Source organism: Streptomyces sp. NPDC050535 (assembly GCF_044457665.1).
Taxonomy (GTDB): Bacteria; Actinomycetota; Actinomycetes; order Streptomycetales; family Streptomycetaceae; genus Streptomyces.
Genome location: NZ_JBITHE010000012.1, coordinates 159,300 through 183,905 on the forward strand (window position 1 = coordinate 159,300; position 24,606 = coordinate 183,905).

General features: G+C 70.2%; 25 protein-coding genes and 1 tRNA gene. 12 read left to right on the top strand and 14 right to left on the bottom strand.

Annotated features, from left to right (window positions below):
- Positions 1-181 precede the first annotated feature (181 nt).
- Positions 182-1,168, top strand: coding sequence for a zinc-binding dehydrogenase (locus ACIBLC_RS25885; protein WP_399213564.1), 987 nt, complete (start codon positions 182-184; stop codon positions 1,166-1,168).
- Positions 1,169-1,265: 97 nt separating this feature from the next.
- Here the strand turns inward: ACIBLC_RS25885 and ACIBLC_RS25890 are convergent, their stop codons facing one another.
- From ACIBLC_RS25890 to ACIBLC_RS25900, 3 genes are read right to left on the bottom strand one after another with little or no spacing between them, the layout of a single operon-like run.
- Positions 1,266-1,748: a GNAT family N-acetyltransferase gene (locus ACIBLC_RS25890; protein WP_399213565.1), complete on the bottom strand. Its 483-nt coding sequence runs from the start codon at positions 1,746-1,748 to the stop codon at positions 1,266-1,268.
- A gap of 43 nt (positions 1,749-1,791) precedes the next feature.
- The gene (locus tag ACIBLC_RS25895; RefSeq protein WP_399213566.1) at positions 1,792-3,189 is read right to left on the bottom strand and encodes an NAD(P)/FAD-dependent oxidoreductase; all 1,398 of its coding nucleotides are present in this window, start codon (positions 3,187-3,189) and stop codon (positions 1,792-1,794) included.
- Positions 3,190-3,199: 10 nt separating this feature from the next.
- Entirely contained in the window at positions 3,200-3,847 is a 648-nt protein-coding gene (locus ACIBLC_RS25900; RefSeq protein ID WP_399213567.1) for a rhomboid-like protein, read from the bottom strand.
- A gap of 3 nt (positions 3,848-3,850) precedes the next feature.
- Here ACIBLC_RS25900 and ACIBLC_RS25905 point away from each other — a divergent pair, with 3 nt between their 5' ends.
- A complete protein-coding gene (locus ACIBLC_RS25905) occupies positions 3,851-4,693 on the top strand; it encodes an aminoglycoside phosphotransferase family protein (RefSeq protein WP_399213568.1) in 843 nt (280 codons plus the stop codon).
- Between the two features lie 67 nt (positions 4,694-4,760).
- Here the strand turns inward: ACIBLC_RS25905 and ACIBLC_RS25910 are convergent.
- Positions 4,761-4,837: transfer RNA gene (locus ACIBLC_RS25910), tRNA-Thr, on the bottom strand.
- A gap of 279 nt (positions 4,838-5,116) precedes the next feature.
- Between ACIBLC_RS25910 and ACIBLC_RS25915 the strand changes: the two genes are divergently transcribed.
- The 3 genes from ACIBLC_RS25915 to ACIBLC_RS25925 all read left to right on the top strand — a co-directional run bounded on the left by ACIBLC_RS25915 (position 5,117) and on the right by ACIBLC_RS25925 (position 7,822).
- Positions 5,117-6,253 (top strand): ABC transporter ATP-binding protein, encoded by a 1,137-nt coding sequence (locus ACIBLC_RS25915; protein WP_399213569.1) that lies wholly within the window; start codon positions 5,117-5,119, stop codon positions 6,251-6,253.
- Between the two features lie 294 nt (positions 6,254-6,547).
- A complete protein-coding gene (locus ACIBLC_RS25920) occupies positions 6,548-7,006 on the top strand; it encodes a hypothetical protein (RefSeq protein ID WP_399213570.1) in 459 nt (152 codons plus the stop codon).
- Between the two features lie 84 nt (positions 7,007-7,090).
- Positions 7,091-7,822 (top strand): NDP-sugar synthase, encoded by a 732-nt coding sequence (locus tag ACIBLC_RS25925; RefSeq protein ID WP_399213571.1) that lies wholly within the window; start codon positions 7,091-7,093, stop codon positions 7,820-7,822.
- A gap of 113 nt (positions 7,823-7,935) precedes the next feature.
- On the opposite strand, the gene ACIBLC_RS25930 is transcribed toward ACIBLC_RS25925, so the two are convergent.
- On the bottom strand, positions 7,936-9,564 hold the full coding sequence (locus tag ACIBLC_RS25930; RefSeq protein ID WP_399213692.1) for a DoxX family membrane protein: 1,629 nt from the start codon (positions 9,562-9,564) through the stop codon (positions 7,936-7,938).
- Here ACIBLC_RS25930 and ACIBLC_RS25935 point away from each other — a divergent pair.
- On the top strand, positions 9,524-9,646 hold the full coding sequence (locus ACIBLC_RS25935) for a hypothetical protein (RefSeq protein ID WP_393250547.1): 123 nt from the start codon (positions 9,524-9,526) through the stop codon (positions 9,644-9,646). The genes ACIBLC_RS25930 and ACIBLC_RS25935 overlap by 41 nt on opposite strands.
- Positions 9,647-9,759: 113 nt before the next feature.
- On the opposite strand, the gene rlmB is transcribed toward ACIBLC_RS25935, so the two are convergent.
- The 5 genes from rlmB to ACIBLC_RS25960 all read right to left on the bottom strand — a co-directional run bounded on the left by rlmB (position 9,760) and on the right by ACIBLC_RS25960 (position 14,590).
- Positions 9,760-10,701, bottom strand: a complete 942-nt coding sequence (gene rlmB, locus ACIBLC_RS25940) for a 23S rRNA (guanosine(2251)-2'-O)-methyltransferase RlmB (RefSeq protein ID WP_399213572.1) — start codon at positions 10,699-10,701, stop codon at positions 9,760-9,762.
- 121 nt (positions 10,702-10,822) lie between these two features.
- Positions 10,823-12,223: a cysteine--tRNA ligase gene (gene cysS / locus ACIBLC_RS25945; protein ID WP_399213573.1), complete on the bottom strand. Its 1,401-nt coding sequence runs from the start codon at positions 12,221-12,223 to the stop codon at positions 10,823-10,825.
- Between the two features lie 199 nt (positions 12,224-12,422).
- The gene (ispF, locus tag ACIBLC_RS25950; protein ID WP_399213574.1) at positions 12,423-12,929 is read right to left on the bottom strand and encodes a 2-C-methyl-D-erythritol 2,4-cyclodiphosphate synthase; all 507 of its coding nucleotides are present in this window, start codon (positions 12,927-12,929) and stop codon (positions 12,423-12,425) included.
- Positions 12,919-13,671: a 2-C-methyl-D-erythritol 4-phosphate cytidylyltransferase gene (ispD, locus tag ACIBLC_RS25955; protein ID WP_399213575.1), complete on the bottom strand. Its 753-nt coding sequence runs from the start codon at positions 13,669-13,671 to the stop codon at positions 12,919-12,921. The genes ispF and ispD overlap by 11 nt, the downstream gene beginning before the upstream one ends.
- A 436-nt stretch (positions 13,672-14,107) precedes the next feature.
- Positions 14,108-14,590: a CarD family transcriptional regulator gene (locus ACIBLC_RS25960; protein WP_006380568.1), complete on the bottom strand. Its 483-nt coding sequence runs from the start codon at positions 14,588-14,590 to the stop codon at positions 14,108-14,110.
- 725 nt (positions 14,591-15,315) lie between these two features.
- On the opposite strand from ACIBLC_RS25960, the gene ACIBLC_RS25965 reads away from it, so the two are divergent.
- Positions 15,316-15,999, top strand: coding sequence for a DUF461 domain-containing protein (locus ACIBLC_RS25965; protein WP_399213576.1), 684 nt, complete (start codon positions 15,316-15,318; stop codon positions 15,997-15,999).
- 112 nt (positions 16,000-16,111) lie between these two features.
- On the opposite strand, the gene ACIBLC_RS25970 is transcribed toward ACIBLC_RS25965, so the two are convergent.
- Positions 16,112-16,792, bottom strand: a complete 681-nt coding sequence (locus ACIBLC_RS25970; protein ID WP_020140130.1) for a response regulator transcription factor — start codon at positions 16,790-16,792, stop codon at positions 16,112-16,114.
- The gene (locus ACIBLC_RS25975; RefSeq protein ID WP_399213577.1) at positions 16,789-18,063 is read right to left on the bottom strand and encodes a sensor histidine kinase; all 1,275 of its coding nucleotides are present in this window, start codon (positions 18,061-18,063) and stop codon (positions 16,789-16,791) included. The genes ACIBLC_RS25970 and ACIBLC_RS25975 overlap by 4 nt, the downstream gene beginning before the upstream one ends.
- A gap of 237 nt (positions 18,064-18,300) precedes the next feature.
- Here ACIBLC_RS25975 and phoU point away from each other — a divergent pair, with 237 nt between their 5' ends.
- The 4 genes from phoU (at position 18,301) to ACIBLC_RS25995 (ending at position 21,934) form a co-directional block, all read left to right on the top strand.
- Entirely contained in the window at positions 18,301-18,990 is a 690-nt protein-coding gene (phoU, locus tag ACIBLC_RS25980; protein WP_399213578.1) for a phosphate signaling complex protein PhoU, read from the top strand.
- A gap of 209 nt (positions 18,991-19,199) precedes the next feature.
- Positions 19,200-19,352, top strand: a complete 153-nt coding sequence (locus ACIBLC_RS25985) for a hypothetical protein (protein ID WP_399213579.1) — start codon at positions 19,200-19,202, stop codon at positions 19,350-19,352.
- A 297-nt stretch (positions 19,353-19,649) separates the two neighbouring features.
- On the top strand, positions 19,650-20,597 hold the full coding sequence (locus ACIBLC_RS25990; protein ID WP_399213580.1) for an SMP-30/gluconolactonase/LRE family protein: 948 nt from the start codon (positions 19,650-19,652) through the stop codon (positions 20,595-20,597).
- A 131-nt stretch (positions 20,598-20,728) separates the two neighbouring features.
- Positions 20,729-21,934 carry a serine hydrolase domain-containing protein gene (locus tag ACIBLC_RS25995; RefSeq protein ID WP_399213581.1) on the top strand — a complete coding sequence of 402 codons (1,206 nt, stop codon included), beginning with the start codon at positions 20,729-20,731 and terminating at the stop codon, positions 21,932-21,934.
- 105 nt (positions 21,935-22,039) lie between these two features.
- Here ACIBLC_RS25995 and ACIBLC_RS26000 read toward each other — a convergent pair whose 3' ends face one another.
- Positions 22,040-22,897, bottom strand: a complete 858-nt coding sequence (locus ACIBLC_RS26000) for a helix-turn-helix transcriptional regulator (RefSeq protein ID WP_399213582.1) — start codon at positions 22,895-22,897, stop codon at positions 22,040-22,042.
- A gap of 83 nt (positions 22,898-22,980) precedes the next feature.
- Here ACIBLC_RS26000 and ACIBLC_RS26005 point away from each other — a divergent pair, with 83 nt between their 5' ends.
- Positions 22,981-23,679: an SDR family NAD(P)-dependent oxidoreductase gene (locus ACIBLC_RS26005; RefSeq protein WP_399213583.1), complete on the top strand. Its 699-nt coding sequence runs from the start codon at positions 22,981-22,983 to the stop codon at positions 23,677-23,679.
- Positions 23,680-23,737: 58 nt separating this feature from the next.
- On the opposite strand, the gene ACIBLC_RS26010 is transcribed toward ACIBLC_RS26005, so the two are convergent.
- On the bottom strand, positions 23,738-24,499 hold the full coding sequence (locus ACIBLC_RS26010) for a phosphoglyceromutase (RefSeq protein ID WP_399213584.1): 762 nt from the start codon (positions 24,497-24,499) through the stop codon (positions 23,738-23,740).
- Positions 24,500-24,606: the final 107 nt, after the last annotated feature.

Sequence of the window (24,606 nt, forward strand, 5' to 3'; positions counted from 1 at the left end):
CCCGCACTTTCCCATCCCCATGTCACATTCGGGCCGCCGGCGTCGCCCGCCGGCGCGCTCGCAGACGTGCGCCTGGCCCTCAGTCTCCGGAGGACCTTGACCTCAAGCGCGCTTGAGGTCAGAGGCTGGGGCCCTCAGGGAACGCACCCGGACGAGGAACGACGAAACGGAGCCCACCGCCATGTACGCCATCCGCCAGCACGCCTTCGGTCCCGCCGAGAACCTCTCCTACGAGCGGACCGAGGACCCCGAGCCGGGCCCGGGCCAGGTCCGTATCGCCGTCGTCGCGGCGGGCGTGCACCTCCTGGACGCGGCGATCCGGGAGGGCTTCAAGGGACCGCTCCCCGACGCGCCCGCCCTGCCCATGACCCCGGGGCGCGAGGTCGCCGGGACCGTCGAGTCCCTCGGCGAGGGCGTCGCCCACCTCTGGCTCGGCAAGCGCGTCGTGGCACATCTGGGCCGGTCCCCCGCCTCGGGCGGCTACGCGGAGCTGACGGTCACCGACGTCGACCGCGTCCACGAGATCCCGGAGAACCTGGATTTCGCCGAGGCCGTCGCCATGATCGGAACGGGTCGCACGACGATGGGGATCCTCCAGTTCACGACCCTGGACGCCGGTTCCGTCGCCGTGGTCCCCGCCGCGGCGGGCGGCATCGGCACCCTCCTCGTGCAGTACGCGCGGCACGCCGGTGCCACCGTGATCGGCCTCGCGGGCGGCCCGGAGAAGGTGGCCCGGGCACAGGAGAACGGTGCCGACCTGGCCCTCGACTACAAGGACCCGGACTGGCCGGAGAAGGCCCGCTCCTACCTGGGCGGCAAGGGCGCGACCGTCGTCTTCGACGGCGTCGGCGGCGAGGTCGCCCGGAGCGCCGTCGGCCTCCTCGGGCCCGGCGGCAGGCACCTCGTGTTCGGCTGGTCCGGCGAGGGCATCCGCGACGGCGGCCCGCTCCTCGTCGAAGGCGTGTCCGAGCAGGTGCTCGGCCCGGAGATGATGCGCAGGACCGGCAGCTCCAACCCCGTCCGCACCCTGGAACTGCGTGCCCTCGCCGAGGCCGCGGCGGGCCGGCTGACACCGGACATCACCCGTTTCCCGCTCGCCGAGGCCGCCGCGGCGCACCGCGCCCTGGAGAACCGGACCACCGTCGGCAAGGTGGTCCTCGAACCCTGAACGGCCGGACCCCGAGCGGCCGTCAACGCCGTCAACACCGCGCGGCACGGCGAAGGCCCCGGCGCACACGATGTCCACCGGAGCCCTGGAACCCGAGTCAGTCCCGTGAGCGCGAACCCAGCTCCTTGAGCGAGTCGTCCGTCAGCCGGTACACCGTCCACTCGTCCTGCGGCCGCGCGCCCAGCGCCTCGTAGAACTCGATCGACGGCCGGTTCCAGTCGAGCACCGACCACTCCAGCCGCTCGTACCCGCGCTCCACACAGATCCGCGCCAACTCGGCCAGCAGCGCCTTCCCGTGGCCGCCACCGCGCGCCGGGGGCCGTACGTACAGATCCTCCAGGTAGATCCCGTGCACCCCGCGCCACGTCGAGAAGTTGAGGAACCACAGCGCGAACCCGATCACCTCCCCCGCCGCGTCCTCGGCCACGTGCGCGAACGCCGCCGGACGCTCCCCGAAGAGCGCCTCCCGCAACTGCTCCTCGGTGGCCCGCGCCTCCACCAAGGCCTTCTCGTAGTCGGCGAGTTCACGCACCAGGGCATGGATGACAGGGACATCGGCGGAGGTCGCTGGTCGGATCATGGCCGCAGTGTCACATACGTACCCAAGTCGTGCGGGTACGCGGTCAGTGGCGCCCCGCCACCCGGTCCGCGATCCGGGCCAGCCGGGACGACTGGGCGCTGTGCGTGGTCAGTTCGCGGCGGTCGGCCGTGCGGTAGGTGGCGTACATGCCGTGCACCCCGATCCAGCGGAACGGCTCCGGCTCCCACCTGCGCACCTTGTGGTTGACCCACGGCAGGCCGGTCAGCTCCGTCTCGCCCGACTGGCCCGAGTCCTGCTGGACGAGGTCACGCAGCGTGCGGGCGGCGAGGTTGGTGGTGGCGACACCCGAACCGACGTAACCGCCGGCCCAGCCGAGCCCCGTCGAACGGTCCAGGGTCACCGTGGCGCACCAGTCGCGGGGCACACCGAGCACACCCGACCAGGCGTACTCCACGCCGACCCCGGCCAGCGTCGGGAAGAACCGGACGAGGATCTCGCGCAGCGCCTCCACGGTCGCCGGCTGCGTACGGCCGTCGTTGTCGGTGCGCGAACCGAAGCGGTACGGGACACCGCGGCCGCCGAGCGCGATCCGGCCGTCGGCGGTGCGCTGGGCGTACATGTACGCGTGCGCCATGTCCCCCAGGGTCTCCCGCCCCTCCCAGCCGATCGACTCCCACTGCGCGGCGGTCAGTTGCTCCGTCGCGATCATCGACGAGTTCATCGGCAGCCAGGTGCGCCTCTGCCCCTTGAGCGAGGCCGTGAAGCCCTCCGTGCAGCGCAGCACGTAAGGCGCGCGAACGGTGCCGTACGGGGTCACCGCGTGCTTCGGCCGGATCTCCGTCACCGGCGTCCCCTCGTGGATCGTCACCCCCAGCGCCTCGACCGCCGCCGCCAGGCCCTTCACCAGCTTCACCGGATGCAGCCGCGCCCCGTGCGGCGTCCAGCTCGACCCCACCGCGTGCACCACCCGGATCCGCTCGGCGGTCTCCCGCGCGCCGTACAGCTCGCGGTCCTTCTCGCCGTACGACAGCTCGTGTTCGTGGAAGGCCTTCAACCGGGCCAACTGGGCCGGCGTATAGGCCACTTCGAGCACGCCGCCCTGATGGACGTCGGCGTCGACGCCCTCCTCGGCGGCGACCCGCACCACCTCGTCGACCGTGTCGTTCATGGCCCGCTGAAGGCGTACGGCCGCCTCCCTGCCGTGCAGCTTCGCGTACCTGTCGCGCCCCGCGATGCCGTTGTAGAGCCAGCCGCCGTTGCGCCCCGAGGCGCCGTACCCGCAGAACTTCTGCTCCAGGACGGTGATCCGGAGGAAGGGCGCCGCCTTCTTCAGGTAGTACGCGGTCCACAGACCCGTGTAGCCGCCGCCGACGATGACGACGTCCGCGGTGGCGTCACCCGGCAGGGGCTCGCGCGGCGCGGGGATGCCGTCGTCGGCGTACCAGAAGGAGATCCCGCCATTGACCGTGCTGCTGCTCATGGCCGGGACGCTAACCCCTGAAGGCGGCCACTGTCTCCTTCGGATTCCATGCTTTTCCGCGCCCCCTGACCAGCGGATAACACCCCAGACCGATCAGCACCGAGGCGAAATGCCCGAGATCGGTGAAGGTGCGGCCGGTCGCCAGCGGCACCCCGTACACCAGGAGCACGACCACCACGTACGGGTACCGCCAGGGCGCCGCGATCCGGTACGTCAGCACCGCGACCACCCCGGCCAGCGCGTAACTCACCCCGATGTCCAGGGTGTTGACCGCCGAATGCGGCGCCATGCCGTGCCGGATCGCCAGCAGCAGCGACCCCTCGCTGATCAGCGTCGCCAGCACATGCGCGGCCACACAGACCGCCAGCCAGCGCGCGGTACCGAGCCAATGCTCCGCCTGCGCGTGAAAAACGGTGTAGAGCACCGCGTACGGCAGCCAGTACCCGCCGTCGATCCACATCGCGCTGGAGAAGAGCACCCGGATCGGGTTGCTCGACAGCTCGTGGATGTTGGTGGACCGCTGCCGCAGGAACTCCTCCTCGAACTGCGGCGACATGTGGTGCATGGCCACGGTCGTGATGAAGAGGATCACCAGCCAGATGTACGTTCCCGGGGCACGGCCGATGTACGACCAGGCGGCGCGCGGAGCTCGACTCATGGGGTGATTGTGGTGGTGTGGGACGTCCGGCTGCTGGAGCGGGGGGCGGAGTTTCTGGAGCGGTGGTCGCTGCGGCAGGAGGGCCGCCCGATGAGCGGGCAGGTCTCCGTCGTCCTGCCGGTGGTGCGCGAGGACGGCACCCGGGCGGCGCTGAAACTCCAGGACCTCGACGAGGAGACGGCGGGCGAGGGTCTCGCCCTGCGCACCTGGGACGGCGCCGGGGCCGTCCGGCTCCTGGCCAACGATCCGCCGACCGGCACGCTGCTCCTGGAGCGGCTCGACGAGGCCCGCCCGCTGGCCGCCGTACCGGACGTGATGAGGGCGACCGAGATCCTCGCGGACCTGCTCGCCCGGCTGACGTGCGTGCCCGCGCCACCACAGCTCCGCCGGCTCGGCGACCTGACGGCGGACATGTTCGCCCGGCTGCCCGCGGCACTGGAGGCGGCGCGCGACGAGGACGAACGGCGCCTCCTGCGGGACTGCGCCGCCGCGCTGCGCGAGGTCGCGGACGATCCCGGTGACCGGCTCCTGCACTGGGACCTGCACTTCGAGAACGTCCTCGCCGCCGACCGCGAACCCTGGCTGGCCATCGACCCGAAACCCCTCGCCGGGGACCCCTGCTTCGACCTCCTCCCCGCCCTCTGGAACCGCGCCGGGGAAGGCCACCTCCTACGCCGCTTCGACCTCCTGACAGAGGCACTGTCCGCGGACCGAGAGCGAGCCCGCTCCTGGACCCTGGCCCGAGTCCTCCAGAACTCCCTCTGGCACCTGGAGGAGGGCCACGCCCCGGACCCGGACCAGACATCCATCGCAAGAACGCTGCTGACCGCCCGGGGACGCGGCTGAAGGATCTCGGAGCCCTCCGCCGCCGCTTCCGCGGCACCAAGCCCCGCGGCGAAAACACCTGACCTGCTGGAGCCCCCTGTCGGATTCGAACCGACGACCTACGCATTACAAGTGCGTTGCTCTGGCCAGCTGAGCTAAGGAGGCCTGCGCGCGTGCGGTGTCCGGGGGACGGGCAGGCGCGCCCGAGCAGTGTACCCACGTCACAGGTGGGGCCTGTCGGAAATTTCCTTGAACTTCATCGGCGTCCGACTACTGACAGATCCGGTGAACGCGAGGTAGCGTCCTGAACCAGTTCGCTCATGTGGACTACACCACAACGGAACGTTCGACGTGCTGGACACTTCGACACGCTCCGTAGTGCACCACCACCTTCCTACAACGGATCGTCCGGCACGTTCCTGCCGGTAGAAGGGGGCCCTCACCATGGCCACTGTCTCGTTCAACAAGGCGACCCGCACCTACCCGGGTGGCGACAAGCCCGCCGTCGACCAGCTCGAACTCGACGTCGCGGACGGCGAGTTCCTCGTCCTCGTCGGCCCCTCGGGCTGCGGAAAGTCCACCTCCCTGCGCATGCTCGCGGGTCTTGAGGACGTCAACGCCGGCTCGATCCACATCGGTGACCGCGATGTCACGCACCTGCCGCCGAAGGACCGGGACATCGCCATGGTGTTCCAGAACTACGCGCTCTACCCGCACATGACGGTCGCCGACAACATGGGCTTCGCGCTCAAGATCGCGGGCGTCAACAAGGCGGAGATCCGGCAGAAGGTCGAGGACGCGGCGAAGATCCTCGACCTCACCGACTACCTCGCGCGCAAGCCGAAGGCGCTCTCCGGTGGTCAGCGCCAGCGTGTCGCCATGGGTCGCGCGATCGTGCGTGAGCCCCAGGTGTTCCTCATGGACGAGCCGCTGTCGAACCTGGACGCCAAGCTCCGCGTGTCCACCCGTACGCAGATCGCCTCGCTCCAGCGCCGCCTCGGCATCACCACCGTGTACGTCACCCACGACCAGGTCGAGGCCATGACCATGGGCGACCGGGTGGCCGTACTGAAGGACGGTCTGCTCCAGCAGGTCGACTCGCCGCGCAACATGTACGACCGTCCGAAGAACCTCTTCGTCGCCGGGTTCATCGGCTCCCCGGCGATGAACCTCGTCGAGGTCCCGATCACCGACGGCGGCGTGAAGTTCGGCAACAGCGTGGTGCCGGTCAGCCGTGAGGCGCTGTCCGCGGCGGCCGACCGCGGCGACCGCACCGTCACGGTCGGCGTCCGCCCCGAGCACTTCGACATCGTCGAGCACAACGGCGAGGCCGCGAAGTCCCTGACGAAGGACACCGAGGACGCGCCGGCCGGCCTCGCCGTCACCGTGAACGTCGTCGAGGAGCTCGGCGCCGACGGCTACGTCTACGGCAGCGCGAAGGTCGACGAGAACGTCACGGACCTGGTCGTCCGCGTCAGCGGCCGCGCGGTCCCGGACAAGGGCGCCACGCTGCACGTCGTGCCGCGTCCGGGCGAGACCCACGTGTTCTCGACCTCCACGGGCGAGCGCCTCTCCGACTGAACCTGCTGAATCTGCTGGGCCCGCCGGCCTTGCTGAGCCTGGCTGCCTCGGCAGTCGAACCCCGAGGCAAGCAGCGGGCGTTCAACACCCCCGTACGGGGGTTAATTCACCCAAGTTGACGAAGAAGGCCCCGCAGCAGGCTGCGGGGCCTTCTTTCATGTCGACAAATACCCCGGCAGACCGGTCATTTCGATATCTGTACGTCAACGCGCCGCCACGAATTCGCCGCTCGCCCGTCCCCCGAACCGGTGACTAAATGTCGCCAAATCATTACCCCACGCTACCCTCACTCGCGTGAAGCACTCCACCACTAACCAACGGACCCGGCGTGGCCGTGGCCCCGCTCGTCGGGTCGGCCGCACCCTCGCCCTCGTTCTGCCCGTCGTCCTGGTGCTCTCCGGGACCCTCGCGGTCACCCGAGTCAACTGGTCGGGGACCACCTCGAACTCGGTGCTCACCGCCGCCGAAGCGTCCTCCGCGGACGTCTCCACCCGCGCCGTGTCCCGTACCCCACAGGACATCCTGCGCGACAAGCTCCTCCTGGAGCTCCAGGAGAAGGACCCGGGTGTCGCCCTCACCCACCTCCAGGAGGCGGTGAACGGCCGCCCGTCGCTCGCGAAGCACTGCGTCTCCATCGCCCGCGCACTGGGCCGTGCCGCGGTCCGTGCGTACGGCCCGACACGCGCCCAGTCGTTCGCGAGGCCGGTCTGCGACACCTCCTTCGCCTCGGGGGTCGCGGCCACCCACTTCTGAGTCGAGCGAAGTCATCCAAGTACGGCTGGTTACGGAATTGTTGCTGACCAAAGCCGCGAGCGGGGCGCCACGTACAGTTCGGGCATGACCGATCCGAACGCCGCGTCGCGCCCCGTTCAAGCCGTTGTCCTGGCCGGGGGCCAGGGCTCCCGGCTGCGTCCCTACACCGACGACCGGCCCAAGCCGATGGTCGAGATCCCCGGCACCGGGACCCCGATCATCGGCCATCAGCTGACCTGGCTGGCCGAAGAGGGCGTGACCGACGTGGTCGTGAGCTGCGGCCACCTCGCCGAGGTCCTGCAGAAGTGGCTGGACTCCGCCGACCTGCCGGTGAACGTCACGACGGTCGTCGAGTCGGAGCCCCTGGGCCGCGGCGGGGGCCTCAAGTACGCCGCCGCGCACCTCCCCCACCCGGACCGGCCCTGGTTCGCGACGAACGGTGACATCTGGACCCGTTTCTCGCTGCGCGACATGGCGGACTTCCACGCCGAGCGCGACGCCGTCGCGACGCTCGCCCTGGCCCGCCCGCGCATCCCGTGGGGCGCCGTCAAGACGGACGGCTTCGGACGCGTCACGGACTTCATCGAGTCCCCGCCGACGCAGTACGAGATCAACGCGGGCGTCTACGTCTTCTCCGCCGAGTTCACCGACCTGCTCCCCGAGCGCGGCGACCACGAGCGCACCACGTTCCCGCACCTGGCACGCGAACGCCGCCTGGCCGGCTTCTCCCTCCCCCAGGGTGCCTACTGGCGCGCCATCGACACCGCGAAGGACCTCACCGAGGCGGCGAAGGAACTGGCGGCGCTGGGGCGTTGAGCCGGGCTCTCCGAGCCTGGGAGGACGGTACGAAGAAGGCACGAGGACGGTACGAGGACGGGGCCCCGCACATGATCTGTGCGGGGCCCCGTCCTCGTACCGTCCCAAGGGAGTTACCCCAGGAGGCCGCCCACCAGGCCCGGCTGACCGGTGGAGCCTCCGCTGTCGGAGCCGCCTCCCGTCGAGCCCGAGCCGCCCGTGGAGCCGCCGCTGGAGGTGCCGCCGCCGGTCGACGTCGGGCCCGCGCTGGTGGCCGGGGCCTGGTTGGCCGGTGCGGACTGCTGGGGCGGGGCCTGGCCGCCGCCGCCCTGGGTCTGGCTGGGGCCGCTGGTGACCGTGCCGGTGCCCGTGTCGCGGGCGGCGCCCGGTGTGGTGGCCGCCGCCTCGGGCGGGGCGGAGGAGGGGCTCCGGGTGGGCTCCTCGGAGGCCGAAGGGGAGGGCTTCTCGCTGCGCTTGGCGGGCGCCGACGGGAGCGCGGAGCCGGGCAGTTCGTTGCGCGGGGCCTCGCCGGGGCCCGGGACCACGATGCGGTCGGCGTCGCGGACGGCGCCGCCGAGCAGCGAGCCGACGAGCAGCGTGATGCCGACGGCGAGGGCCGCGACGAGCCCGCCCCTGCGCAGCACGCGAAGTCGCAGGTCCCAGATCTCGGCACGCGGCCCGAGGGTGCGCCAGGCCTCACTGGCGAGGCGTCCGTCGACGGAGTAGACGGGGGCGCCCGCGATGATCAGCGGGGACCAGGCGGCGAGGTAGATGATGTCGGGCGCGTCGTACGCGGGCACCGTCTTCCAGCTCACGGTGAGCAGGAGCGCGGCCGACAGCAGCGCGCCGACGACGGCGGCGACCCGCTGCCAGAGGCCGAGCACCGTGAGGACGCCCACGATGACCTGGAGGAAGGCGATGACGAGCCCTGCGCCGACGGGGTGCTGGAGCGCGAACTGGCGCAGTGGCTCGGCGACTTCCCACGGGTGCAGGGTGTTGAGCCACTTGACCATCGAGCCGCGCTCGCCGCCGTCGAAGTAGACGGGGTCGCAGAGCTTGCCCATGCCGGCGTAGATGGAGATGAAGCCGAGGAAGACGCGCAGCGGGAGGAGGACGACGCCGAGGTTCATCCGGCGGCCGGGGTAGTACGCGTGCCGCACCGGGTCGGCGCCGTGCCGCCTGGTGGGGGCGTCGCCGTCGGCGAGGCGGGCGTCCTCCCCGAAGCGGGAGTCGTCCTCGAACTCGTCGTCCGCGTAGCCGGGTTCGTCGTACGCGCTGCCCACGGTGCGCATGTTCGGCAGCAGTCGGGTCCCGGCGGCATCGTGACTTCGCTGGCTGCCGACGATGGGCGTCTCGACGGTCTCGACGGTCATGTCGCCGTCGTAGTCCGGGTGTTCGCCGTCGTAGCCGTGCTCGTCGCCGACGCGCGGGATGACCTGGGTCGCTCCCGCGTCGACTGCCGGGTCGGGGGCGCCGTGGCCGACACTGGTGCTCCGGACGGCCTGGAGGAGGCGGTGGGCGCCGGTGTCGTCCGGCGCGGACTTCCCGCTCCAGACGACGGGCGCGCGGCGGCGGGCGGCGGCGGTACCGGCCGCGCCCGCTCTGCCCGCGCCACCGACGACGGGGACGCGCGAGGTGTCGTCGGTGGAACTCAAGTGCCGCGCGATACGCGGGGATTGGGTCCGTGGCGGGGCGCCTAGCTGCACGCGGAAGCTCGCATGATTGACGATGACCTGCGCCGGATCGCTCGGCACCTTCACCATGCTCAGCGCGGGAGCGTCGTCGAATCCCGACGAGCGGTCCCCCGTGGGTGTGCGGGGTGTTCTGGTGTCCACACTCATCTAACCGAGTGACGTGTGTTTAGGACACTGCTTTGACCTCGCCGATGTGTCCGGACCGCGTCAAGGTCGTCCGCACCGACCCGATTACCCCACGGGGGTGACTACGCGCACAGGTGTTCAGCCGCGTCGTCGTGCCGCCTCGTACAGCACGACTCCGGCCGCGACACCGGCGTTCAGCGACTCCGCGCCACCGGGCATCGGAATCCGCACCCGGTAGTCGCAGGTCTCGCCGACGAGCCGGGACAGCCCCTTGCCCTCGCTGCCGACGACGATGACGACGGGACCGCCCAGCGCCGCCAGCTCGCCGACCTCGACCTCACCGTCGGCGGCGAGACCGACGACGGCGATGCCCGCCTTCTTGTACGCCTCCAGGGCGCGCGTCAGATTCGTGACGCGGGCGACGGGCGTACGGGCCGCGGTGCCGGCGGACGACTTCCAGGCTCCGGCGGTCATGCCGGCCGCGCGCCGCTCGGGCACGACCACGCCGTGGCCGCCGAAGGCGGTGGCGGACCGGACGATGGCGCCCAGGTTCCGCGGGTCCGTCACACCGTCGAGGGCGACGATCAGCGGGTCCTGGCCCGCGTCGTACGCGGCGGAGGTGAGGTCCTCGGGGTGCGCGTACTCGTACGGCGGGACCTGGAGGACGAGACCCTGGTGGTTGAGCCCGTTGGTCATCCGGTCCAGCTCGGGACGCGGTGCCTCCATGAGGTGGACGCCACCGCGGTCCGCGACGAGCTGGAGCGCCTCGCGCACCCGCTCGTCGTTGTCGATGAACTGCTGCACGTACAGCGTCACCGCGGGGACGCCCTCACGCAGCGCCTCGACGACGGGGTTGCGCCCGACGACCATCTCGGACGTGCCCTTGCCGCCGCGGCCCCGAGGCGCGGGACGGCGTACGGTCTGCTTCGCCTTGGCGTTGGCGACGCGGTTCTTCTTGTGCCCCTTGCGCACCTCGGCGGGCGGGGTGGGGCCCTTGCCTTCCAGACCCCTGCGTCGCTGGCCGCCACTGCCGACCTGCGCGCCCTTCTTGCCGGACATGCGGCGGTTGTTAGCGGCCATGACCTACCTGTCTCTGCTCATCGGAAAGCGTGAAGCGTGCGTACATACGTATATGCAGTGTGCCGCCCGGAGGCCCGGGCGGCACAATCGATCAAGGCCGACGGGGGTCGGCCGGTGACTCTCAGCGTGGCCCGAGCGTCCATCGAGGCCCCTGCGGGCCGTCCTCGATGACGAGCCCCGACTGGTTGAGCTGGTCGCGGATCGCGTCGGCGGTGGCCCAGTCCTTGCGGCCACGCGCGGCCTCACGCTGCTGGAGCACCAGGCGTACGAGGGTGTCGACGACGCCGTGCAGGTCCTCGCCGCGCTCGCCCTCACCGGCCCAGTGCGGGTCGACGGGGTCGAGCCCGAGGACGCCGAGCATGGCCCGGACCTCGGCGAGGCGCGCCACGGCGGCCTCCTTGTCGTCGGCGGCCAGCGCGCTGTTGCCCTGCCGGACCGTCGTGTGCACGACGGCGAGCGCCTGGGGGACGCCCAGGTCGTCGTCCATCGCCTCGGCGAAGGCGGGCGGCACCTCGGCGGCGGGCTCGACCACGCCCCCCGCCTTCTCCACCACGCGCTGCACGAAGCCCTCGATCCGCGCGAACGCCGACTCGGCCTCGCGCAGGGCCTCTTCGCTGTACTCGATCATCGAGCGGTAGTGCGGGGTGCCGAGGTAGTAGCGCAGGACGATGGGCCGCCAGTTCTTGACCATCTCGCTGACGAGGACCGAGTTCCCGAGGGACTTCGACATCTTCTCGCCGCTCATGGTGACCCAGGCGTTGTGCACCCAGTACTTGGCGAACTCGTCGCCGAAGGCCTTGGCCTGCGCGATCTCGTTCTCGTGGTGCGGGAAGATCAGGTCGAGTCCGCCGCCGTGGATGTCGAAGGCGGTGCCCAGGTACTTGTGGGCCATGGCGCTGCACTCGAGGTGCCAGCCGGGACGGCCGCGCCCCCAGGGCGTCTCCCAGGTCGGCTCACCGGGTTTGGCGGTCTTCCACATGGCGAAGTCGCGCGGGTCCCGCTTGCCGGTCTCGCCGTCGCCGGCGGGCTGGAGCAGGTTGTCGAGCTCCTGGTTGGAAAGCTCCAGGTAGCCGTCGTACGAGCGCACGTCGAAGTAGACGTTCCCGTCGGCCTCGTAGGCGTGCCCGCGCTCGATGAGGCCGCGCATCATCTCGACCATCTCGGTGATGTGCCCGGTGGCACGCGGCTCGTAGGTGGGCGGCAGGCAGCCGAGCACGTCGTAGCCGTCGTTGAAGGCGCGCTCGTTCTCGTAGCCGATCGACCACCAGGGGCGGCCCTGCTCGGCCGACTTGATGATGATCTTGTCGTCGATGTCCGTGACGTTCCGGATGAACGTCACGTCATAGCCGCGGTACTCGAACCAGCGGCGCATGATGTCGAAGTTGAGGCCCGAGCGGATGTGCCCGATGTGCGGTGCGGCCTGCACGGTGGCACCACAGAGGTAGATCGAGACGCAGCCCGCGACGAGCGGGGTGAAGTCACGGATCTGCCGGGCGCTGGTGTCGTACAGGCGAATCGTCACCACTCCAGGGTAGTGGGCGGTGGGTAGTGCCCCGCGACCCTTCCAGGCCATGAGGCACGTATTCGTGACAAACGCGAGCCGAGTCTCTCCAGCCCGTCCGGCGTTTGAGGACGAGCGCGTCCGCGCGAAAGGGGGGTCTGGGGGCGCAGCCCCCGGATACGGGACGGGAAGGGGCGGAGGGGGCGAACGGACTCCACCCTCAGCGGCCCCGCACCACCAGCGCCGTGGCCACCGCCATCAGCCCTTCCCCCCGCCCCGGGAACCCGAGACCGTCGGTCGTCGCACCGGAGACCGACACCGGCGCCCCCACCGCGTCCGACAGGATCTTCTGCGCCTCGTCCCGTCGCCTGCCGATCTTCGGCCGGTCCCCGACCACCTGCACGGCGACGTTGCCGATGACGAACCCGGCCGTACGCACGATCCGGGCGGCCTCCGTCAGCAGCGTGATGCCCGAGGCCCCGGACCACTCCGGCCGCCCGGTGCCGAAGTGGGCGCCGAGGTCACCGAGCCCGGCGGCGGAGAACAGCGCGTTGCAGGCGGCGTGCGCGACGACGTCCGCGTCGGAGTGGCCGGCGAGCCCGGGCCCCTCCCCCTCCCACAGCAGTCCGGCGCACCACAGCTCGCGCCCGTCCTCGAAGGCGTGGATGTCGGTACCGATCCCGACCTGGGGCAGTAGCGGACCGCCACCGGATGTCTCAGAACCCATCGTTGGCCCTCCTGCGCGCGAGAACCGCCTCCGCCAGTACGAGGTCCAGGGGCCGCGTCACCTTGAACGCCTCCTCGTGCCCGGGCACCACCACCACCCGCAGCCCGAGCTGCTCGACCATGCTGGCGTCGTCGGTCACGTCGTCGGTGACGGTCTCGTGGGCCCGTACGAGAGTGGCGCGGTCGAATCCCTGCGGGGTCTGCACAGCCCGCAGCCGCGCCCGCTCGGGCGTCGCCACGACGGGCTCGGGCGTCCCCACGACGGTCGCGGGCTCGACCTCCTTGACGGTGTCGGCGAGCGGCAGGGCCGGTACGACGGCGGGGGCGCCGTCCCGTACGGCCTCGATGACCGCGTCCACCGTGTCGACGGGGACGAGGGGGCGGGCCGCGTCGTGCACCAGGACGATGTCGATGCCGGGGGGCAGGGCGTCGAGGCCGTGCTTCACGGACTCCTGGCGGCTCTCCCCGCCGGGGACGACGAGGAAGTCGGTCCGCTCGGGCAGGGCGTGCGCGTCGAGCATGGTCTTCACCTCGGCGGCGCCTTCCGGCGGGGCCACCACGACGACCAGGGAGACGGCACGGGACGCGGCCATCGCGAGGACCGCGTGGACGAGCATCGGTGTGCCGTTCAGCGCGCGGAGGGCTTTGGGGGCGCCCGGACCGAGGCGCACGCCCCGGCCGGCGGCGGGAATCACGGCGGCGGTACGTGCTCCCGGAGGCGAGAGGCGCGAATCGTCAGACATCGGTTCCTGTCAGGTTTGTGTGCTCGGCCGAGTTGGGTATGGCCCCAGCGTGCCGGGCGCGAGCCTTGACCGGACCCTTCCGTGACATCTGGTCGAGGCGGCTGCCCGGGCCCGGCACACCTGGTGGGCGGGCTCCAGGCAGGTGAGCGGGGCATCCGCGATTCTGGCACCACGCAGTTCCGGTTCCCGAACTGGGTGCGTGTATATACCTGACGATGACGGGTAGAGGCACGTCCATGAGCGGGTGCGGGTACGAACATGCCGCAGCGCCCGGCGACAGCTAATGCGTCATCGGGCACCGCGGCATTGCATTGCGCGCATCTCCATTGCACTGCGCAGGATTACGCATACGTCAAGACGACTGCCGTCTCGGCGATTGGTTACGTCGGGGCGATTACCGTCGTCACAACGATTACCGTCTCGGCGACTACCGGCGTCAGGACGCGAGAACCTCGTCGAGCAGGGCCTCGGCCTTGTCCTCGTTCGTGTTCTCCGCGAGGGCGAGTTCGCTCACCAGGATCTGCCTGGCCTTGGCGAGCATGCGCTTCTCACCGGCGGAGAGTCCACGCTCGCGCTCACGACGCCACAGGTCACGTACGACTTCCGCGACCTTGATGACATCGCCGGAGGCGAGCTTCTCCAGATTTGCCTTGTAACGACGCGACCAGTTCGTGGGCTCCTCGGCGTAAGGAGCGCGCAGGACCTCGAAGACCCGGTCCAGCCCTTCCTGACCGACCACATCACGTACGCCGACGAACTCCGCATTGTCCGCTGGCACACGCACCGTCAGATCGCCCTGGGCGACCTTCAGCACCAAGTAGGTCTTGTCCACGCCTTTGATCTGGCGAGTTTCGATAGCCTCGATCAGCGCGGCCCCGTGATGGGGATAGACCACGGTGTCGCCAACCTTGAACGTCATGTGACAGGTACCCCTTCCGTGGCTATCCAGGGTAACACGGAAACGGCGTCTTCTGAATGGTGTTTTCGCAGGTCAGGGCACATCTCGGGGCTTGACAACCGCAACAGGAACGTGCTGCGAGGGGCGAGCGGGAGAGGGTATTCGCAGGTGGGAGCGGCTGTCCAGGGGAAGAGAAACGCGTACGTTACACACACCGGAAGCACCTGACCAGGGGTAGAACGTCCCGGTTTGTCCGCCCTCAAGGGCTCGACTTCCGCTACTCCGTTCGGTGACCGGAGTGGAGTACGGGGCGAATCCGGAATTGATCACAACCGGCGGATGAACTGCCGATGATCCACCGGCGGCCTTACCGACGGCCTTAGCGGCGATCCACTGACGGCCTACCGATCATCGGCTGCCGGTCCACCGGTGATCTATCGATGATCTACCGGTGATCGGTTTTTCCGGACCCCGGACATTCCCCGTGTGAAATCCGCAAGCGACCGTCGGTGCGAGTTATGTGAATGACGGACAAGTGCGCGCTCGAAGTAGCGGAAGTGACGGAAGGGCCGGGTGCGACGGGCGGGGCGCGCGCAGGGCGCACAGGAGCCCGTCGGCGCGTAGGGGCGGGTCGGGTGCGGCGGCATGGGAACGGCTCGGTAACCTAAGCCCGCTGACTGACCCTTAGGGCGGCTTTACAACTGAGCCGTTCTGTCTCGCCCACAGTTCAAGGAGTTGCCGCAGCCGTGAGCAGCAGCCTTCGACGCGGCGCTCTCGCAGCCGCCTCCCTCGCGTTCTCGATCGCCTCACTCGCCGCGTGCGCCGCCGGCAACAACGCACAGACCCTGGAAGTGAAGCCGGACAACGCCGCGACCTCGGTCGGCGACATCAAGATCCAGAACGCCGTCGTCATCACCCAGCCCGATCTGGAGGCGGCGGGTCCTGCCGCGATCTCCGCGACCGTCTTCAACAACGGTGACACCGCGCAGACGCTCGACTCGATCACCGTCGCCGACACCGGCAAGACCGCCGAGATCAAGCCCGCCAAGGGCTCCGGGAAGCTGACGATCCCGGCGGGCGGCTACGTCATCCTCGGCGGCAAGGACAACGCCGCCGCGGTACTGACCAGCGGCAGCGACGCCATCAAGGACGGCAACGCCCAGAAGGTGACCTTCAGCTTCAGCCAGACGGGTGACGTGAGCCTGCGCGCGTTCGTCTTCCCGGCCGACAGCTTCTTCACCGGGTGGGGCCCGAGCGACGTACCCGCGACGCCGAGCGCCACGGCCGGTGCGGGCGCCGAGCCGTCGGAGTCCTCCTCGTCGTCGGTGTCGGGGTCGCCGTCCGGGTCGCCCTCGGAGTCCGGGTCGGGCACGCCCACCGACAGTGCCTCGGCGAGTGTGTCGGCCTCGGAGTCGGCCGCCGGTAACTGACCTGGTCAGGATTCGGTCATGCACGAAGGGCGGTACCCCGAGGGGTGCCGCCCTTCGTCGTGCGTAAGAAGCAGAGGTACGCGATCGGTGTCAGCGCGGTGTCGGTGTCGGTTTACGGCTCGAACTTGTAGCCGAGACCGCGCACGGTGACCAGGTATCTGGGTGCCCCCGGGTCCGGCTCGATCTTGGCGCGCAGGCGCTTGACGTGGACGTCGAGCGTCTTGGTGTCACCGACGTAGTCGGCGCCCCACACGCGGTCGATGAGCTGCATCCGGGTCAGGACTCGGCCCGCGTTGCGCAGCAGCATCTCCAGGAGGTCGAACTCCTTGAGCGGGAGGTCGACCTTGGAGCCGGAGACCGTGACCACGTGGCGGTCGACGTCCATCCGGACGGGCCCGGCCTCCAGAGCGGCCGGAGTGACCTCCTCCGGCTCCCCGCGGCGGCGGAGCACGGCACGGATACGGGCGACCAGCTCGCGGGAGGAGAAGGGCTTGGTGACGTAGTCGTCAGCCCCTATCTCCAGCCCGACGACCTTGTCGATCTCGCTGTCCTTGGCGGTGACCATGATCACCGGAACGTTGGAGCGGTTGCGCAGCTGACGGCAGACCTCCGTGCCGGGCAGGCCCGGCAGCATCAGGTCGAGGAGGACGAGGTCGGCGCCGTTGCGCTCGAACTCGTCGAGTCCGTCGGGCCCGGTGGTCGCGATGGCGACCTCGAAGCCCTCCTTGCGGAGCATGTACGACAGGGCGTCGGAGAAGGACTCCTCGTCCTCGACGACGAGCACACGGGTCACGGAAGGACCTCCGGGGCAGGAAGCGGGTCATACGGGGATGTGACGGTGGTCGTCCCGTCGGTGGGCTGCTCGTCCTCTTCGTCGAGGCCGGGCATGTGGTGATCGGTCACGCGGTCGCGGGCCGCACCCGCCTCCGGCAGCCGCAGAGTGAATGTGGAGCCCTGTCCCTCGGAACTCCACACCGTGACCTCCCCGCCGTGCGAGGCGGCCACGTGTTTGACGATCGCGAGCCCCAGCCCCGTACCACCAGTGGCACGGGAACGGGCCGGGTCGACGCGGTAGAAGCGCTCGAAGACGCGCTCCTTGTCCTTCTCGGAGATGCCGATGCCCTGGTCGGTCACGGCGATCTCGATGAGGTCTCCGCCGGGCGCGGTCACCCGGCGCGCGGCTATGCCCACCCGGGTGCGGGAGGGCGAGTAGTTGACGGCGTTCTCCACGAGGTTGCCGAGGGCGGCGGCCAGCTGGCCCCTGTTCCCCCAGACCCTCAGGTCGGCGGTGCCGCCCGCGGCCATGGTGATCTGCTTGGTGCCGGCCTGGTGGCGGCAGCGGTCGATCGCCTCGGCGACGAGATCGTCGGCCCGGACCGGCTCGGCGTCCTCGAGCGGGTCGTCGTTCTGGACCCGGGAGAGGTCGATGAGCTCCTGGACGAGGTTGGTGAGCCGGGTGGCCTCTATCTGCATCCGGCCGGCGAAGCGTTCGACCGCCTCCGGGTCGTCGGAAGCGTCCATGACAGCTTCGGAGAGCAGGCTGAGGGCGCCGACGGGGGTCTTGAGCTCATGGCTGACGTTCGCCACGAAGTCGCGCCGTACGGCCTCGATGCGCCGGGCCTCGGTGAGGTCCTCCACGAGGAGGAGGACCAGCCGGGAGCCGAGCGGCGCCACCCGGGCGGAGACGGCCAGGGCATCCCCGCGTCCCGTCCCCCGCCTCGGCAGATCCAGCTCCACCTGTCGTATCTCCCCGTCACGGCGGGTGTCACGCGCCATCTGGAGCATCGGTTCGACGGCGAGTTTGCCGCCCCGCACCAGCCCGAGGGCGTACGCGGCGGAGCTGGCCTTGACCACGGCGTCCGCCTCGTCGAGTACGACGGCGGAGGAGCGGAGCACGGACAGCACCGTGTCCACGCCGGGCGGAAGCACTGGATCCGTATGGAGCGAGGTGCGGGTTGGCCGTTTCTGGTCGCGCTCGCTCCAGCGGAACGCCAGCATGGCGATGACACCGGTGAGCACTCCGGCGATCGCTGCCGCTGCGGCGACCGCCGCGTTCACGTCCATGCCTCCAGGTTAGGCATGTCGTCGGCCCAGGCCACAGCCATCCGAGTGCGACCTCGAACACTCGTCGCCCAGAGTTCACCCAGGAGCCAGTGATGGTTCATTTGGGGGGACGGAAACGGACGCGTACAGGCCAGAACGTGGGAGCGTGGGGTGCACGGGGCCTGCTCGGCGGGTATTTCCGATGGTCAGGATCCAGCCCCCGGACCCCCGAAGCTGACGTGAGAGAGGGACATCCTGATGCGGGACGCGTACCACGAGGAACTTGACTCGATCGGCGAGGGCCTGGTCGAGATGGCCCGGCTTGTCGGGTCGGCGATCGGACGCGCCACGACGGCGATCCTCGACTCCGACCTGAAACTGGCCGAGAGCGTGATCGCCGCCGACGAGAAGGTCGACGATCTTCAGCACGAGCTGGAGGCCCGGGCGATCGCCCTGCTGGCCCGCCAGCAGCCGGTGGCCACGGATCTGCGGATCGTGGTCACCTCGCTTCGTATGTCGGCGGACCTGGAGCGCTCCGGCGACCTGGCCCAGCACGTCGCGAAACTGGCCCGCCTGCGCTTCCCCGAGCGGGCGATCCCGCACGACCTGCACGCCACGATCCTGGAGATGGGCCAGCTCGCCCAGCGCCTGATGGCCAAGGCGGCCGAGGTCATCATCACCAAGGACGTCGACCTCGCGCTCCAGCTGGAGTCCGACGACGACGAGATGGACCTGCTGCACCGCACGCTCTTCCAGCACCTGCTGGACGACAAGTGGAAGCACGGCATAGAGACCGCCGTGGACGTCACCCTGCTGGGCCGTTACTACGAGCGCTTCGCCGACCACGCGGTGTCCGTCGCCAAGCGTGTCGTGTTCCTCGTGACGGGCGAGCACGCGGACGAGCTCCAGCCGGAGATTCAGCCGGTGACGGGGGTCGAGGGCGCCTGATCGGCCGGAGGACCCTGGTGATCGGGCGGGGGGGTTCCCGAGGAATCAGGCGGGATGCCCGGGTCCTCCCGTGCTCCGGGGGCGCGTGCGTAATCCTCGGTGCGCCGAGCTTGCGCCGTTGATGCGCCCCCGGGAGTGGGCATGAAATGGGCGACAGGAGCTGTGCGGTGCAGCGTGCCTCGCACACTTCGTGCCTGAAGGAGGGACCCATGGCCGAATCCCCCAGCACGCCCGACCCCACACAGGACCTCGACACCCAGCAGCCCGTCGAGATCAGGAACCTCCCACTGTTCGGCGCCTGCGGCTGCGGCTCGGGGTGCGGATGCGGATGTCAGTCCGGCAATCCCTGCCAGTGCGGCTGATCGCTTAGGTACGTACGTACGCCGAGGGGCCCCGTCCTTGTGACGGGGCCCCTTCGCGTGTCCTGTGCGGGCGCCCTCGGAGCGAGGGGCGGGACCTCGGCCCTCGGTCCTCGGAGGGAGTGACGGGGACGCCGCCCCTCGGAGGGGGTGGCGGGGAACCCCGGACGCGGGCGGGCCGTTGCGAACTCATAGAACCCCAGAGCGAGTTGGAGCTTCTGAGACACATCGCCACAGTTCCTGAGTCGCATCCCCAAAGCTTCTGAGTCACATCCCCACTCTTCACGGAGGCCTGGAACCATGACCCAGAACCACCGCCCCCAGCCGTCCCGGCGCGCCGTTCTCGGCGGTGCCGCCGTCGCCGCGCTCGCGGTCACCGCCGGTGCCGGCACGGCGAACGCCGCTGCCCCGAAAGCCTCGTGGCCGACCGAGTTCCCGCTCCCCGACGGCTTCCTCCCCGAGGGCATCACCATCGGCAGAAGGCCGTACGCGTACATGGGCTCGCGCGCGAACGGCGCCATCCTCCGCACCGATCTGCGCACCGGCGAGGGCGAGGTCCTCTTCCCTGGCGGTACCGGCCTGGTGTCCGTCGGCCTGAAGCTGGACGACGACGGCCTGCTCTACGTCGCCGGAAGCACGGGCGTCGCACGGATCCACGACTCCCGTACCGGCGAGCTCGTGGCAACCCACCAACTCACCGAGGCCACCGGCCACTTCATCAACGACGTCATCCTGCTCGGCGACCGCGCCTGGTTCACCGACTCGCGCGACGCGGTGCTCCACGGCGTACCGCGCGGCTGCCGCGGAACGGTCCGCGCGCTGCCGCTCACCGGCGACTGGGTGCAGACCCCGAACGTGAACAACGCCAACGGCATCGTCGGCACCCCCGACGGCCGCGGCCTGATCGTCGTCAAGAGCACCCCCGGCGAGCTCTACAACGTGAGCCTCAGGACCGGTCACGCGAGCAGGATCACGCTGGTCGGCGCGGAGAACGTCGTCAACGGCGACGGTCTCGTCCGTATCGGCCGCACCCTGTACGTCGTACAGAACCGCCTCAACATCGTGACCGTGTTCGACCTCGACGCCAGGGCCACCACCGCCACGCTGCGCCGCACGATCACCGACCCGCGCTTCGACGTACCCACCACCGCCGCCCGCTACGGTGACCGCCTCTATCTCGTCAACGCCCGTTTCACCAGCCCGCAGTTGCCCGACACGACGTTCAACGGTGTGGCTGTTCCCCTCTGACCGGGAGGACGGGCGGGGCCCGGGGTAGTGCCTGCACCACCGTCACCGGGCAGTGCGCGGGATCGATGCGCGATCTTGCCGGAGACATGCTGGAGAACGTCAACAGCAGTCGTCCGGCAAGGAGTTGTCCCATGTACCCAGTTGTCTCGCCCTCCCCCGCCCCGCGGTCCCGCGGCCGTCGGCGCCCCGTTCTGGTGGCGTCCGTTGTCGCGGTGCTGACCGGTCTTGTCGCGGCGACCGCGGTGAACGTGCCCGGCGCGAGCGCGCTGGAGAGCAACTCTGCCCGGCGGGGCGGCGATCCCGTACAGAAGAGCCTGGACGCGCTGGTCAGGGACGACGGGTTCCCCGGCGCGCTCGCCTCGGTGCGCGAGCCCGACGGGCGGACCCGTCAGTACACCGCCGGGGTGGGCGACCTGAGGACCGGGGCCAAAGTCCCGGTCGACGGGCAGGTGCGGATCGCCAGCAACACCAAGATGTTCACCGCCACGGTGGTGCTGCAACTGGTCGGCGAGGGCCGCATCGACCTCGACGCACCCGTCGAGGACTACCTGCCGGGCCTGGTCCGCGGGGACGGCATGGACGGCCGGGCCATCAGCGTCCGCCAGTTGCTCCAGCACACCAGCGGGCTGCCCGACTACGACGAGCAGGTTCTCGAGGACTACTTCGCCAAGCAGCAGCACCGCTACTTCGAGCCGCGGGAGGTGCTCGACCTGGCGCTGGCGAAGAAGTCGCTGTTCGCCCCGGGCACCGGCTGGAGTTACAGCAACACCAACTACATTCTGGCCGGCCTGCTCGTCCAGAAGGTCACCGGCCGCCCGGTCGGCGAGGAGATCACCGACCGGATCATCAAGCCGATCGGGCTGCGGCACACGTACTGGCCGGGCGTCGGTGACCAGACGATCAAGGGGCCGCACCCGAAGGGCTACCTCGCGACCACGCCGGACGCCCCGTGGACGGACGTCACGGAGAACGACCCCTCCGCGGGCTGGGCCGCGGGCCAGCTGATCGGCACTCCGAGCGACCTGAACCGCTTCCTCGTCTCCCTCCTCGACGGGAAACTGCTCAAGCCGGCGCAGCTGAAGGAGATGCGGACGACTGTCGACGCCCCCGACCTCGACACGGTCGGCGACGGGCACTACGGCCTCGGCCTGGCCACCTTCAAACTGAGCTGCGGCGGCTACGCCTGGACCCACGGCGGCAACGCACCCGGCTACACCACCCGCAACGCCGTGGCCCCCGACGGACGAGCGGCCACCATCGCCGTCACCGCCCTCCCGACGTCGCTGCCGGCCGCCGAACACATCGAGGCGGCCCTCGACACGGCGCTCTGCGACTAGCTCACTTCGGGTAGCGCTTCCGAGGGTGGGGGTTCCACCACGGGTGGGGGTTCCCCACTTGATCACTACGGCGGCTTGAACGCGCCGATACGTACGTACGGCTGGTCAGGGGGTCGGGGTCATGGCGAGCCGCAACCTGGCCTCGTCCGCGCTGCCGGGCACGGCCGACAGGATCACGATCTTGAGGTCGGAATCGCCGTCGGTCAGGACGTCGCAGTCCACTTCGACGAGCCCGGCCCTGGGGTGCTCGACCGTCTTACGGTCCTCGCGGTGCGCGCCCACCTCGCCACTCGCCCACAGCCGGGCAAAGGCCGGACTGCCCTCGGTCAGCTCCCGGATCAGCTCCGCCAGGCGTACGTCATGGGGAAAGCGACCGGTGGCGCGGCGCAGGTCGGAGACGATGGCGAGATCCGAGTCTGCGCTGTTCCGCACGAGCACCGGCCAGGCGGCGACGCGTACGTCCTCGGAGCCGACCGGGAAGCGCTCGCGGGCGAAGTTGCGCAGCTCCGGTGCCTTGGCCGACGGGTCGCCGAGCAACGCCGCCCACCCCGGGTTCCACCAGATCAGCTGCCAGTCCGCGGCGAACACGGCGACCGCGACGTCTCCGAGCCGGTTCAGCACGCGGTGAACGCCCGGCGGAAGGTGATCGGGGACGGGGTCGCCGTTCGGGGAGACCAGGCCGGCCATGCGGTAGAGGTGGTCGCGCTCGGCGGTGCTCAGTCGCAGGGCGCGGGCGAGTGAGGCGACGACCTGGGCGGACGGCGCCGTGGCCCGCCCCTGTTCCAGGCGCACCACGTAGTCGACCGACAGACCGGCACGTTCGGCGAGTTCCTCGCGGCGCAGCCCGGTCGCGCGGCGGGCCCGGCCCGACGGCAGCCCGACGGTCGACGGAGACAGCCGCTCCCGCCAGGCGCGGATCGTCGCACCCAGTCCAGCCACTTCTTTCACCGCCATGCCGTCCATCGTGCCGCATCGGTCCTGGTACTGCGGTTCCTACGGTCGAAGCGTCCCTGGCGGGGATCGGGCGGGGTGGGGACGATCGAGGCATGACCACCACGTTCATCACCGGAGCCAACAAAGGGCTCGGCCACGAGACCGCCCGCCGTCTGATCGCCCTCGGCCACACCGTGATCCTGGGAGCCCGTGATCCGGAACGGGGCGCCACGGCCGCGTCCGCGCTGGGCGCGCGATTCGTCCGTATCGATGTCACCGACGACGCCTCCGTCGCCGCCGCGGCGTCCGACGTCGCCGCACACGAGGGCGTGATCGACGTACTGATCAACAACGCCGGCGTTCACGGCCCGCACGGCGATCCCGGCGAGCTGACCGGCCCGGACGCCCTCGGTGTCTTCGACGTCAACGTCTTCGGCGTGGTCCGGACGACCACCGCCTTCCTCCCGCTGCTGCGCCGGTCGCCGGACCCGGTCATCATCAACGTCAGCAGCGGGATGGGGTCGCTCGCCATCACCCACGACCCGACGCGGATCGAGTCCTCCGTGATCGCACCGCTCTACACCGCCTCGAAGGCGGCCCTCACCATGCTGACCACTCAGTACGCCAAGGCCCTGAAGGACATCCGCGTCAACGCCGCCGACCCCGGCTACACCGCGACCGACCTCAACGCCCACACCGGCCCCCAGACCGTCACCGAGGGCACCGACGCGATCGTCCACCTGGCAACCGAACCCCCCGACACCCCCTCGGGCCGCTTCCTCGACCGCACCGGCCCGATCCCCTGGTCCTGAACCCAACACAAGCCCCCTCCCCACGAAAATCCAGGGCAGGGGGCTTGCTGACGTGCGGTTACTTCTTCTTGCCCTGGTTCTTGACTGCCTCGATCGCCGCCGCAGCGGCGTCCGGGTCGAGGTAGGTGCCGCCGGGGTTGAGGGGCTGGAAGGCGGCGTCAAGGTCGTAGGCGAGGGGGATGCCTGTGGGGATGTTGAGGGACGCGATGTCGGCGTCGGAGATGCCGTCGAGGTGCTTGACCAGGGCGCGGAGGCTGTTGCCGTGGGCCGCGACCAGGACCGTACGGCCGGTCAGGAGGTCGGGGACGATGGCGTCGAACCAGTAAGGAAGCATGCGGACGACGACGTCCTTGAGGCACTCCGTACGCGGGCGCAGCTCCGGCGGCAGCGTCGCGTAGCGCGGGTCGTCGAACTGGGAGTACTCGGCGTCGCGGTCGAGCGGCGGCGGCGGGGTGTCGTACGAGCGGCGCCAGAGCATGAACTGCTCCTCGCCGAACTCGGCGAGCGTCTGGGCCTTGTCCTTGCCCTGGAGGGCGCCGTAGTGACGCTCGTTCAGGCGCCAGGAGCGGTGGACCGGGATCCAGAGGCGGTCCGCGGACTCCAGCGCGAGCTGGGCGGTGCGGATCGCGCGCTTCTGGAGCGAGGTGTGGACCACGTCGGGCAGCAGGCCGGCGTCCTTGAGCAGCTCACCGCCGCGCACTGCCTCCTTCTCGCCCTTCTCGTTGAGATTGACGTCCACCCAGCCGGTGAACAGGTTCTTCGCGTTCCATTCGCTCTCGCCGTGGCGGAGGAGGATCAGCTTGTACGGTGCGTCGGCCATGGGACCGAGCGTAATCGAACCCGTGGGGTCGTGAGGCACCCGGCCGGAGAGCGGACAGTTGACGGCATCTGTTAATTGAGTGGCCACGCGGGGCCGGTCATTTGTAA